Origin of the sequence: Muricoccus nepalensis (genome assembly GCF_006438825.1) — a bacterium.
GTDB classification, from domain to species: Bacteria; Pseudomonadota; Alphaproteobacteria; order Acetobacterales; family Acetobacteraceae; genus Roseomonas; species Roseomonas nepalensis.
Window position 1 is genome coordinate 53500 of the sequence record NZ_RCZP01000030.1, and the last position, 11539, is coordinate 65038.

At 72.9% G+C, this 11539-nt stretch carries 10 protein-coding genes and 1 pseudogene; 9 read left to right on the forward strand and 2 right to left on the reverse strand.

The window, feature by feature from the left end:
- Positions 1–11 precede the first annotated feature (11 nt).
- From EAH89_RS22120 to EAH89_RS22140, 5 genes are read left to right on the forward strand one after another with little or no spacing between them, the layout of a single operon-like run.
- Entirely contained in the window at positions 12–1853 is a 1842-nt protein-coding gene (locus EAH89_RS22120) for an extracellular solute-binding protein (protein ID WP_140885881.1), read from the forward strand.
- 3 nt (positions 1854–1856) lie between these two features.
- On the forward strand, positions 1857–2966 hold the full coding sequence (locus EAH89_RS22125; RefSeq protein ID WP_140885882.1) for a microcin C ABC transporter permease YejB: 1110 nt from the start codon (positions 1857–1859) through the stop codon (positions 2964–2966).
- Positions 2963–4000 (forward strand): ABC transporter permease, encoded by a 1038-nt coding sequence (locus EAH89_RS22130; RefSeq protein WP_140885883.1) that lies wholly within the window; start codon positions 2963–2965, stop codon positions 3998–4000. Before EAH89_RS22125 ends, EAH89_RS22130 begins: the two co-directional genes overlap by 4 nt.
- Complete coding sequence (locus EAH89_RS22135) at positions 3997–5604, forward strand: ABC transporter ATP-binding protein (RefSeq protein WP_206667647.1); 1608 nt, start codon at positions 3997–3999, stop codon at positions 5602–5604. The genes EAH89_RS22130 and EAH89_RS22135 overlap by 4 nt, the downstream gene beginning before the upstream one ends.
- Positions 5601–6017, forward strand: coding sequence for a hypothetical protein (locus tag EAH89_RS22140; protein ID WP_140885884.1), 417 nt, complete (start codon positions 5601–5603; stop codon positions 6015–6017). The genes EAH89_RS22135 and EAH89_RS22140 overlap by 4 nt, the downstream gene beginning before the upstream one ends.
- A gap of 22 nt (positions 6018–6039) precedes the next feature.
- On the opposite strand, the gene EAH89_RS22145 is transcribed toward EAH89_RS22140, so the two are convergent.
- Together EAH89_RS22145 and EAH89_RS22150 are read right to left on the reverse strand one after the other, a co-directional pair.
- Positions 6040–6453 (reverse strand): MarR family transcriptional regulator, encoded by a 414-nt coding sequence (locus EAH89_RS22145; protein WP_140885885.1) that lies wholly within the window; start codon positions 6451–6453, stop codon positions 6040–6042.
- Between the two features lie 51 nt (positions 6454–6504).
- Entirely contained in the window at positions 6505–7914 is a 1410-nt protein-coding gene (locus tag EAH89_RS22150; RefSeq protein ID WP_140885919.1) for a leucyl aminopeptidase family protein, read from the reverse strand.
- A gap of 161 nt (positions 7915–8075) precedes the next feature.
- Here EAH89_RS22150 and EAH89_RS22155 point away from each other — a divergent pair, with 161 nt between their 5' ends.
- The 4 genes and pseudogenes from EAH89_RS22155 (at position 8076) to EAH89_RS22170 (ending at position 11532) form a co-directional block, all read left to right on the forward strand.
- Positions 8076–9173, forward strand: coding sequence for a glycosyltransferase family 4 protein (locus EAH89_RS22155; RefSeq protein ID WP_140885886.1), 1098 nt, complete (start codon positions 8076–8078; stop codon positions 9171–9173).
- Complete coding sequence (locus EAH89_RS22160) at positions 9170–10357, forward strand: glycosyltransferase (protein WP_140885887.1); 1188 nt, start codon at positions 9170–9172, stop codon at positions 10355–10357. Before EAH89_RS22155 ends, EAH89_RS22160 begins: the two co-directional genes overlap by 4 nt.
- A 76-nt stretch (positions 10358–10433) precedes the next feature.
- Positions 10434–11102, forward strand: a pseudogene (locus EAH89_RS22165) (GDP-mannose 4,6-dehydratase); the annotation flags it as partial.
- A 52-nt stretch (positions 11103–11154) separates the two neighbouring features.
- Positions 11155–11532 (forward strand): GDP-mannose 4,6-dehydratase, encoded by a 378-nt coding sequence (locus tag EAH89_RS22170; protein ID WP_456306522.1) that lies wholly within the window; start codon positions 11155–11157, stop codon positions 11530–11532.
- The last annotated feature ends 7 nt before the right edge of the window (positions 11533–11539 follow it).

Genomic DNA, 11539 nt, shown 5'->3' on the forward strand with positions numbered 1-11539 from the left:
CTCTCCACCCCATGCGCCGCCGCACCCTCCTCGCCACCGGCCTTGCCGCCGGACTTCCCGCTCTGCCCGCCCTTGCCCAGGCGCCCTCCGGCGCCGGGCCGCGGCGGGTGCACGCGCTGTCGCTGCTGGCGGACCCGGAGCTGCCCGAGGGGTTCACGCATTTTCCCTGGGTGAACCCGGACGCGCCCAAGGGCGGCGAGATCACCCTCTACGCCCTCGGCAGCTTCGACAGCTTCAACCCCTACATCCTGCGCGGCACGGCCGCGGTGAACACCGGCAATCTCTACGACACCCTCCTCAAGCAGAGCCTCGACGAGCCGAGCGCGGAGTACGGGCACCTGGCCGGCATGGTCGAGCTGCCCGCGGACAAGCGCGGCGTCACCTTCGAGCTGCGGGAGGGCGCGCGCTGGCACGACGGACGGCCGATCACGGCGGAGGACGTGGTCTGGACCTTCAACACGCTGCGCCAGCACGGCCGCCCCTTCTACCGCGCCTACTGGGCGGACGTGTCCGAGGTGGTGGCGGAGTCCCCCCGTCGCGTGACCTTCCGCTTCTCCACGGACCAGAACCGGGAGCTGTCGCTCATCCTCGGCCAGCTCGCGGTGCTGCCGAAGCACTGGTGGGAGGGGCGGGACTTCGCGCGCCCGCTGCTCGAGCCGCCGCTGGGCTCCGGCCCCTACCGGATCGAGCGCTTCGAGGCCGGGCGCTCCATCGCCTACCGCCGGGTGGAGGACTACTGGGGCCGGGACCTTCCGACGATGAAGGGCACGGCCAACTTCGACCTCATGCGCTACGAGTACTACCGCGACGCGACCGTCTCGCTCGAGGCCTTCAAGGCCGGGAGCATCGAGTTCCGCACCGAGAACGTGGCGCGCAACTGGGCCACGGGCTACGACTTCCCGGCCGTGCGGCGCGGTTGGGTGAAGCGGGACGAGATCCGCCACGAGCAGCCGACGGGGCTGCAGGGCTTCATCATGAACGAGCGGCGGCCGCTCTTCGGGGACCGCCGGGTGCGCGAGGCGCTCGGGCTGGTCTTCGACTTCGAGTGGATGAACGCGAACCTGTTCTACAACGCCTACGCCCGCACCACCTCCTACTTCTCCAACTCCGACTTCGCCGCGCGCGGGCTGCCGGAGGGGCGCGAGCGGGAGATCCTGGAGCGCTTCAAGGACCGCCTGCCGCCGGAGGTCCTCGCCCGCGAGTTCAAGGTGCCGAGCACGGACGGCAGCGGCAACAACCGGGATGGCGCCCGGCGCGCGCTGGAGCTGCTGCGCGAGGCCGGCTGGACCGTGCGGGACCGGCGCCTGACCAACGCCCAGGGCCAGCGCTTCGAGTTCGAGATCCTGCTGAACGGCCCGGCCTTCGAGCGCGTGGCGCTGCCCTACATCCAGTCCCTCCAGCGCCTGGGCATCGAGGCGCGCGTGCGCACCATCGACCCGCCGCAGTACCAGGTGCGGATGGACGCCTTCGACTACGACATGACGGTGGAGGTCTTCGGCCAGTCCTCCTCCCCCGGCAACGAGCAGCGCGACTACTGGACCAGCGCCAAGGCCGACGAGAACGGCAGCCGCAACACGGTCGGCATCAAGGACCCGGTGGTGGACGAGATCGTGGAGATGGTCGTCAACGCGCCCTCCCTCCCCGAGCTGACCGCGGCCTGCCGGGCGCTTGACCGCGTGCTGCTCTGGGGCTTCCACAGCATCCCGCAATGGCACACCCGCACCTTCCGGCTGGCCTGGTGGGACAAGTTCGGCCGCCCGCCGCGCAACCCTAAGCGCGCGCTGGCCCTGGAGAGCTGGTGGGTGGATGCGGCGAAGGAGCGCGCCCTGGCTGCCGCCCGGGCCGCGGGCTAGGCCTTGGGCGCCTATCTTCTCCGCCGCGTGCTGCTGCTGGTGCCGACGCTGTTCGGCATCATCCTCATCAATTTCGCCGTCACGCAGTTCGCGCCGGGCGGGCCGGTGGACCAGATGCTGGCGGAGCTGAAGGGGCAGGGCGACACCGCGCTCGGCCGCCTGACCGGCGAGGGCGGCGGGGAGACCCGCGCGCCGCGGCCGCAGGACCAGACGAGCGGCGAGGGGCCGCGGTCGAGCTACCGCGGCGCCCGCGGGCTGGATCCGGCCGTGGTGGCCGAGATCGAGCGGAGCTTCGGCTTCGACAAGCCGGCCTCCGAGCGCTTCGTGGAGATGATCGGGAATTACCTCCGCTTCGACTTCGGACGGTCGCTGTTCCGGGACCGCCCGGTGATCGACCTCATCGCGGAGCGGCTGCCGATCTCCATCTCGCTCGGCCTCTGGTCCACGCTCATCATCTACTTCGTCTCCATCCCGCTCGGCATCCGCAAGGCCGTGCGCGACGGCACGCGTTTCGACGCCTGGACCTCGGGCGTGGTGCTGCTGGGCTACGCCATCCCGGGGTTCCTCTTCGCCATCCTGCTCGTCGTGCTCTTCGCCGGCGGGTCCTTCGTGCAGTGGTTCCCGCTGCGGGGGCTGGTGACCAGCGGCAGCGAGTCCTGGTCCTTCTGGCAGCGCGCGGGGGACTACGCCTGGCACATGGTGCTGCCGACCGTCGCCCTCGTGGTGGGCGGCTTCGCGGGGCTGACGATGCTGACGAAGAACGCCTTCCTGGACGAGATCAACAAGCAGTACGTGCTGACCGCCCGCGCCAAGGGGGCGGGGGAGGGGCGGGTGCTCTATGGGCACGTCTTCCGCAACGCGATGCTGATCATCATCGCGGGCTTCCCCTCCGCCTTCATCGGCATCCTCTTCACCGGGGCGCTGCTGGTGGAGATCGTGTTCAGCCTCGACGGGCTGGGGCTGCTGGGCTTCGAATCGGCGATCCGGCGCGACTACCCCGTGATGTTCGCCTCGCTCTACATCTTCACCCTGCTCGGCCTCGTCATGCAGATCGTCGGCGATATCACCTACACGCTGGTGGATCCCCGCATCGACTTCAGCGCCCGCCGTTGACCCTCTCGCCGCTCACCCGCCGCCGTCTGTCGAACTTCCGCGCGAACCGCCGGGGGTGGTGGTCGCTCTGGGTCTTCGCCGCGCTCTTCCTCGTCACGCTCTTCGCCGAGCTGATCGCGAACGACCGCCCGATCGTGGCCAAGGTGGAGGGCCACTGGTTCTTCCCCGTGGTGGTCGAGTACGCCGAGAGCGACCTGCTGAGCGACGGCTTCCCCACCGCCGCCGACTGGCACGACCCCGTGCTGGTGGAGGAGGTGGAGAAGCGCGGCTGGGCCGTCTGGCCGCCGATTCGCTACAGCCACCGCACCGTCGTGCGCGACCTGGGCCGCCCCGCCCCCTCGCCGCCCTCCGCGCGGAACCTGCTGGGCACGGACGACCAGGCGCGGGACGTGCTGGCCCGCGTCATCCACGGCTTCCGCATCTCCGTCCTGTTCGGCTTCACCCTGACCATCCTCTCCTCCCTCGTCGGCGTCGCGGCGGGGGCGGTGCAGGGCTATTACGGCGGCTGGGTGGACCTGATCTTCCAGCGGGTGATCGAGATCTGGTCGGGGATGCCGCAGCTCCTGCTGCTGATCATCCTCGCCAGCGTGATCGAGCCGAGCTTCCTCTCGCTGCTGGGCTTCCTCCTTCTTTTCTCCTGGATGACGCTGACCGGGGTGGTGCGGGCGGAGTTCCTGCGCGGCCGCAACCTCGACTACGTCCGCGCGGCGCGGGCGCTGGGCGTCTCCGACGCGCGGCTGATGGCCCGCCACATCCTGCCCAACGCCATGGTGGCCACCCTGACCATGCTGCCCTTCATCCTCGCGGGGTCCGTCACCGTGCTGGCCAGCCTCGACTTCCTCGGCTTCGGCCTGCCGCCGGGCTCGGCGTCCCTGGGCGAGCTTGTGTCCCAGGCGAAGAACAACCTCCAGGCGCCCTGGCTCGGCATCACCGCCTTCGTGGTGCTGGGGGGCATGCTCACCCTCCTCGCCTTCATCGGCGAGGCGGTGCGCGACGCCTTCGACCCGCGCAAGCAGCCGGGGGGCGCGCGGTGAGCGGGCCCTTGCTCGAGGTGCGGGACCTCTCCGTGGCCTTCCGCGGGCAGGCGGTGGTCCGGGGTGTTTCCTTCGCGCTCAACCCCGGCGAGACGCTGGCCCTGGTGGGGGAGAGCGGCAGCGGGAAGAGCGTGACGGCGCTGTCCTGCCTCCGCCTGCTCGGCCCGGGCGGCAGCAATCCCGCGGGAAGCATCCGGCTGGACGGCGTCGACGTGCTGGACGCGCCGCCGGCCGAGCTCCAGCGGCTGCGCGGGGGCGTGGCGGGCATGGTGTTCCAGGAGCCCATGACCTCGCTCAACCCGCTGCACTCGATCGGGCGCCAGGTGGGGGAGGCGGTGACCCTGCACCGGCCGCTCCGCGGCGCAGCGCTGCGGGCGCGGGTGATCGAGCTGCTGCAGCGCGCGGGGCTGGGCGCGGCGGCGGAGCGGCTGGACGCCTACCCGCACCAGCTCTCGGGCGGGCAGCGGCAGCGGGTGATGATCGCGGTCGCGCTCGCCAACGACCCGCGCCTGCTGATTGCGGACGAGCCGACCACGGCGCTCGACGTCACCATCCAGGCCCAGGTGCTCGAGCTGCTGGCGCGGCTGAAGCGGGAGCTCGGCATGGCCATGCTCCTCATCACCCACGACCTCGCCATCGTGCGGCGCCACGCGGACCGGGTGGTGGTGATGAAGGACGGGATGGCCGTGGAGCAGGGCGCGGTTTCCGAGGTCTTCGCGCGCCCCGCCCATCCCTACACGCGCCTTCTGATCGAGACCCAGCCGCGCGGCCGCGCCCTGCCCCTGCCGGCGGAGGCGCCCGAGATCCTCCGGGCGCGGGGCGTCACGGTCCATTTCCCGGTCCGCCGGGGCCTGCTGCGCCGGGTGGTGGCGCGGGTGAAGGCCGTGGACGGGGTGGACCTCTCGCTCCGCCGCGGGGAGACGCTGGGCATCGTCGGGGAGAGCGGCAGCGGCAAGACCACGCTCGGGCTCGCCCTCCTGCAACTGGAGCGCTCGGGCGGGGAGGTGCTGCTGGACGGCTCCCCCATCCACGGCCTCTCCCGCGCGGCGCTGCGCCCGCTGCGGCGGCGCATGCAGGTGGTCTTCCAGGACCCCTATGGCAGCCTCTCGCCCCGGATGAGCGTGGGGGAGATCGTGGGGGAGGGGCTGGCCGTTCACGAGCCGGCGCTGCCGCGCGCGGCGCGGGAGGCGCGCGTGGCGGAGGCGCTGCGCGAGGTCGGGCTCGATCCGGCGACGGCCATCCGCTACCCGCACGAGTTCTCCGGCGGCCAGCGCCAGCGCATCGCCATCGCCCGCGCCCTGGTGCTCGGGCCCGAGCTGGTGGTGCTGGACGAGCCGACCAGCGCGCTCGACGTCTCGGTCCAGGCCCAGGTGGTGGACCTGCTGCGAGACCTGCAGGCGCGGCGCGGCCTCGCCTACCTCTTCATCTCGCACGACCTGCGGGTGGTGCGGGCGCTCGCGCACCGGATCGTCGTGATGAAGGACGGCCGCTTCGTGGAGGAGGGAGAGACGGAGCAGGTGGTCTCGGCGCCCCGGGCGCCCTACACCCGCGCCCTGATGGAGGCCGCCTTCGAGTTGCGCGCCGAGCCGGGGGTGGGACCATGACCGAGTTGGAGCGCCTGCGCGGGCTGTTGGCGGCGGAGAAGGTGAAGCTCGGGATCAACATCCGGCAGATGAACGCGCCGGGCTCGCCGGTCTATCGCACCACGGAGAACGTGACGATCCCGGCCATCCTGCTCGCGGTGAGCCTGCTGGCCACGCTCTACATCCACACCTGGGTCGGCTTCGCGCTGCTCGCGGGCGGCGCGGCCTGGTGGATCGTGAAGGTGCTGCCCAAGGTGCGCGACGGGGTCTTCGACCGCAGCGCCGCCTTCGCCCTCTCGAGCGAGGCTGCCTTCGACGCGCTCTGGGTCAGGGGCGTGCTGAGCCTCTACGCCCGGATGCCGGACGGCACGGAGAGGGCGGCGGCCAAGCGGCAGGACTGGCGCGCCTTCGTGCGCGACCTGCCGGAAGGCTAGGCGGGCAAGGCCCGCCGGCGGGTCAGCCGGCGCGCTTGGCCGCGACGACGTTGCCGGCGGGCTGCGCGGCCGCGCCGGCTTCCTTGGCCTCGTCGGAGGCGGCGGCGGCCTCGCCCATGATGGTGCGCATCTCGCGCAGGAGGGCGGCGCCCTTGACGGTGCGCTGGACGAGGACGGAGCGGCGGTCCTGGGGGTCGGTCTTGCGGCGGGCGAAGTCGAGTTCGCCCAGGCGGTCCAGCGCGCGGGTGATCGCGGGCTTGGAGACGTTGAGCGACGCGGCCAGGCCGCGCACGGTGTGCGGCCCCTCGCCGAGGTAGACCGTCAGGAACACGCCGAGCTGGCGCGCCGAAAGGTCGGGGCCGTCGCGGCGCACGAGGGCGACGATCGTGTCCCGCAGAATTCCGACGAACTGGTCCGGTGTGCCTTGCACGGGCATCAGGATATTCCTTCTCAAGGACGTTCCGGTGAGGGAACGCACCGTCTCAGATCAGCCGGCCGACCCACCCGCCGGGCGGGGCCGATCCGGCTCCGCTAGGCTGGGCAGAAGGGTCATCAGGCCGGCGTACAGGGCGCGGAGCCCCATTGCCTCGCCCCCCTCCGGCCGTCCGGGCCTCGCAGAATCGTTCCAGGCGTAAACGTCGAGATGAGCCCAACGTATGTCCGACGGAACGAAGCGGCGAAGAAAAAGTGCGGCAACGATGGCCCCGGCCATTGGCCGACTGCCAACATTCGAAAGATCAGCGGACGAACTCTCCAGCCACGCGGCGTAACCATCGTGTAGCGGCAAGCGCCAGAATCGGTCGTTGCATGACTCGCCCGCCGCGGATAGGGCGGTCGCGACCGCTTCGCTATTCGTGAACAAAGCGGGCAGATCGGGGCCGAGGGCGACCCGGGCCGCGCCCGTCAGGGTGGCCGCGTCGATCATCAGGGCCGGGCGGGCCTCGCCGGCGAAGGCGAGGAGGTCGGCCAGGACGAGGCGACCCTCGGCGTCGGTGTTGCCGACCTCCACCGTCAGCCCCGCGCGGGTGCGCAGCACGTCGAGCGGGCGCATGGCCGTGGCGGAGACGGCGTTCTCGACCGCGCCGATGGCGACCAGAAGCCGGACCGGGGCGCGCCGGCGCATCAGCGCCTCCGCCAGGCCGAGCAGGATCGCGGCCCCGCCCATGTCCTTCTTCATGCGCTTCATGCCGTCGGCGCCCTTGAGGTCGAGGCCGCCCGTGTCGAAGCAGACGCCCTTGCCGAGCAGCGCGACCAGCGGGGCGTCGGGAGCTCCCTCCCAGCGGAGGACGGCGACGCGCGGCGCCCGGTGGCTGCCGCCGCCGACGGCCGCGACGGCGGGGAAGCCCCGGGCGAGGTCGTCGCCCGCGATCTCCTCGAAATCGGCGCCGCAGCGCTCGGCCACCCGCCGCGCGGCGTCGGAGAGCTCGGCGGGGCCGAGATCGGCGGCGGGGAGGTTGATGAGCTCGCGGGCGCGGAGGATCGCCTCGGCCAGGACGCGCGCCTCCCCGGCACCCTCCGGCGGGACGAGGCGGGCGGGGGCGCGCGGCGGCGCCTTGTGGCGGGTGAAGCGGTAGGCGCCGAGCATCCAGCCGAGCAGGGCGGCCGCGGGATCGCAGCCCGTGCCGAGGGTCCAGGACGTTCCCTCCGGCAGGCCGAAGGGAAGGGCGCCGTAGGCCCAGGGCGAGTTGCCGTCGCGGCCCAGGCCGAGCACGGCCGCGGCCACGCCCTGGTCGCCCGGCAGGAGGGCGATGCGGCCCGCCTCGGCCGCGAAGCCGGTCTCCCGCAGGAAGGCGGCGGCCGCGGGGTCGAGGCGCTCCAGCAGCGCCGGCAATCCCCCCGGCGCGACGGCGTGCACCAACCGAGCGGCGGTGCCGGCGGGCGCGAGGGACCCGTTCAGGTCCGGATCGAAGGGATTTGCAACCTGGGATTGTATATCATCACCTTTCCTCGTCACAAACGAGGCCAAGTCCTTGATATGCTATGCACCAAGCCTCGCGCCGCGCCAAGCCGTCCCGTGGCGGCTTTCACCATCGTGCCGCCGGTGATACGGCCGGGCGCATGCGAATCCTGCTCTGGTACTGGGGACGCCGCGGGGGCGGCGCCCAGTTCACTCTCTGCCTGGCGCGCGGGCTGGCGGGATGCCCGGGCACGGAGCTCTCCCTGTCGCTGGCGGATCGCAACGCCCTGCTGCCGGAGGCGCACGGCCTCGGCGTGCCGGTGGACGCCGTGCCGACCTTCCGCGGGCCGGTCGGGGCGGCCCTCGGCCTGGCGCGCCTGCCGGCTCTCCGGCGGCGGCTGGTGCGGCAGGCCGTCGCGATGCGGGCGGAGGCGGTCGTCTCGGCGATGAACCATGTCTGGACGCCCTTCGTGGCGGGCGCCCTGCCGGCGGCCGGCATCCCCTTCGTCAGCATCGTGCACGACGCCCTGCCGCATCCCGGCGACCCCGCCCTCGGCTGGGACTGGCGGCTGCGGCAGGAGCTGGACGCCGCGGCGGGTGCCGTCGCCTTCTCCGACAGCGTGGCGCGCGCGGTGGCCGCGCGCCGGCCGGGAATGCCCATCCTGCGGCTGCCGCTCGGCGCGCACCTGCCGGCGGAGGGGAACGAGCCGGCCCCGGCGGCGACCGACTTCCTCTTCTTCGGCCGGGTGCGGGCCTACAAGGGCCTGGACCTTCTCCGGGACGCCTTCGCCGCGCTGCGCGAGCGCCATCCCGGCGCGACGCTGCGGGTGGTGGGGGAGGGCGACGTGGAGGGCTGCGCCCCGGGCCTGGCGGCGCTGCCGGGTGTCACGGTCGAGCCGCGCTGGGTGCCCGACGGGGAGATGCCCGCCCTTCTCTCCGCCGCCCGCGCGGTGGTGCTGCCCTATCGCGAGGCCAGCCAGTCCGGCGTGCTGCCGCTCGCGCTGGCGCTCGGCGTGCCGGTGGTGGCGACGCCGGTGGGCGGGCTTTCCGCGCAGTTCGAGCACGGGGTGAGCGGGCTGGTCGCGCGCGAGGCCTCCGCCCCCGCCCTGGCCGAGGCCATGGCCGCGACGCTCGACCCCGCGCGGCGCCGCGCGCTCTCGGCCGGGGCCCGCGAGGCGGGGGCGCGGCTGACGGACTGGGACGCCCAGGCCGCAACGCTGGTGGCCTGGCTGCGCCGCCTTCCGAGGGAGGCCGCATGAGCCCGCTTCGCTTCGTCTGGTCCCGCCTGCCGCGGAGCGCGCGGCGGGAGGCGCTCTTCTCCATCACGGCCGCCCTCGCGCCCCGCATCGCGCGCCCGGCGCCCCCGGCGGCCCTGCCGCTCACCGTCGCCGGTTACTTCAGCGCAACGACGGGGCTCGGCGCCGCGGCCCGCCGCCTCGTGGCGGGGCTGCGCGACCAGGGCTTCGCGGTGGGGGAGGCGGACCTGACGGGGCCGCTGCGGCAGGGCCCCGCGGGGCCCCCGCCCACGGTGGCGCCTGGGCCGGGAACCCTCCTGGTGCACGTGAACGGGCCGATGCTGCCCTGGGCGCTGCTCTCGCTCGGCCGGAAGGCGGTCGCGGGGAAGCGGGTGGTCGGGGTCTGGAACTGGGAACTGCCCGTGCTGCCGCGGGACTGGGACCGGGGCTTCGCGGCCTGCCACGCGATCTGGGCCGGCACGGAGTTCGTGGCGGCCGCCTGCCGGCGCCCGGGCGGGCCGCCGGTGGCGGTGGTTTCCTATCCCTTGCCGCGCCCCGCCCCCTCCGGGCTGGGCCGGCGGGCTTTCGGCCTGCCGGAGGACGCCTTCGTGACGCTGTCGGTCTTCGACGCCACCTCCTCCCTCGCCCGCAAGAACCCGCTCGGCGCCATCGAGGCGCATGCCCGGGCCTTCGGCGACCGTTTGGATCACGTTTTGGTGATCAAGACGCATGGCACGGCCCAGGCCGGGCCGGGCTGGGCGCGGGTGGCCGCGGCCGCGGCGGCGCGCCCGAACGTCCGCGTGATCGACGCCGCCCTGCCGCGGGGCGACCTCTGGGCCCTGATGGCGACGAGCGACGCGCTGCTCTCGCTGCACCGCTCCGAGGGATTCGGCTTCGCGATCGCCGAGATGATGGAGCTCGGCCGCCCGGTCGTCGCCACGGGATGGTCGGGCAACACCGATTTCATGCGGGGTCCGGGCTGCCACCCCGTGGGGTGGCGCCTCGTTCCCGCCCGCGACCCGCAGGAGATCTACGACATGCCCGGGACCTGCTGGGCCGAGCCGGACCTCGGCGAGGCCGCCGCCGCGCTCCGCCGCATCGCCGCCGACCCCCTCCTGCGGCGCCCGCCCCCCGTCCGGCTGGAGCCGCCCGACTACCGGGCGGCGCTGGGGCTGGACGGCCCGCCCGCGCGGGAAGGGCGGCCCTGAGGCCACGCGCGGTCTAGCAACCGCCGGGCGGGGCCGCTAAAGGCACCCGGCTTGATCACCAGCGAAACTGGACAACATGCCGCGCGCGCTCATCACCGGTGTGACCGGACAAGACGGGGCCTACCTGTCGCAGCTTCTTCTCGAGAAGGGCTACGAGGTCTTCGGGCTTCTCCGCCGTTCCTCCTCTGGCGACGTGATCGATGAGCGCCTCCGCTGGCTCGGCATCGCCGGCAAGGTGCGGATGATGGACGGCAACCTCATCGACCTGTCCTCCCTCCTGCGCATCCTGCAGGAGGTGAAGCCGGACGAGGTGTACAACCTCGGGGCCCAGTCCTTCGTGAAGACCTCCTGGAACCAGCCCCTGCTGACCGGCCAGGTCACGGCGCTGGGCGCGGGGAACATGCTCGAGGCGGTCCGCCTCATGGCGCCCAAGGCGCGCTTCTACCAGGCCTCCTCCTCGGAGATGTACGGCCTGATCCAGGAGCCCGTGCAGAGCGAGAAGACGCCGTTCTACCCGCGCTCCCCCTACGCGGTCGCCAAGCTCTACGGCCACTGGCTGACCGTAAACTACCGCGAGAGCTTCGGGCTGCACGCCTCCTCGGGCATCCTGTTCAACCACGAGAGCCCGCTGCGCGGCATCGAGTTCGTCACTCGCAAGGTCACGGACGCGGCGGCCCGCATCAAGCTCGGCCTGGCCTCGGAGCTGCTCATGGGCAACCTCGACGCCAAGCGCGACTGGGGCCACGCGCGCGACTACGNAGTTCGTCACTCGCAAGGTCACGGACGCGGCGGCCCGCATCAAGCTCGGCCTGGCCTCGGAGCTGCTCATGGGCAACCTCGACGCCAAGCGCGACTGGGGCCACGCGCGCGACTACGTGAAGGCCATGTGGCTGATGCTGCAGCAGGACCAGGCCGACGACTACGTGGTGGCCACCGGCCGCACCGTGACGGTGCGCGACATGTGCCGGATCGCCTTCGCGCATGTGGGGATGGACTACCAGGACTTCGTGAAGGTGGACCCCGCCTTCATGCGCCCGGCCGAGGTGGACGTCCTGCTGGGCGACGCCTCCAAGGCGCGGGAGAAGCTCGGCTGGACGGCCGAGACGAGCCTGGAAGACATGATCAAGGAGATGGTCGAGGCCGACCTCGCCCGTCACCGCGCGCGGCAGCGCTAGGGCGTCC

Bases quoted from the DNA above. Each gene is read 5' to 3' on its own strand.
- EAH89_RS22120 (WP_140885881.1), top strand. From the start codon at position 12: ATGCGCCGCCGCACCCTCCTCGCCACCGGCCTTGCCGCCGGACTTCCC.
- EAH89_RS22140 (WP_140885884.1), top strand. From the start codon at position 5,601: ATGACCGAGTTGGAGCGCCTGCGCGGGCTGTTGGCGGCGGAGAAGGTG.
- EAH89_RS22145 (WP_140885885.1), bottom strand. From the start codon at position 6,453: ATGCCCGTGCAAGGCACACCGGACCAGTTCGTCGGAATTCTGCGGGAC.
- EAH89_RS22155 (WP_140885886.1), top strand. From the start codon at position 8,076: ATGCGAATCCTGCTCTGGTACTGGGGACGCCGCGGGGGCGGCGCCCAG.
- EAH89_RS22160 (WP_140885887.1), top strand. From the start codon at position 9,170: ATGAGCCCGCTTCGCTTCGTCTGGTCCCGCCTGCCGCGGAGCGCGCGG.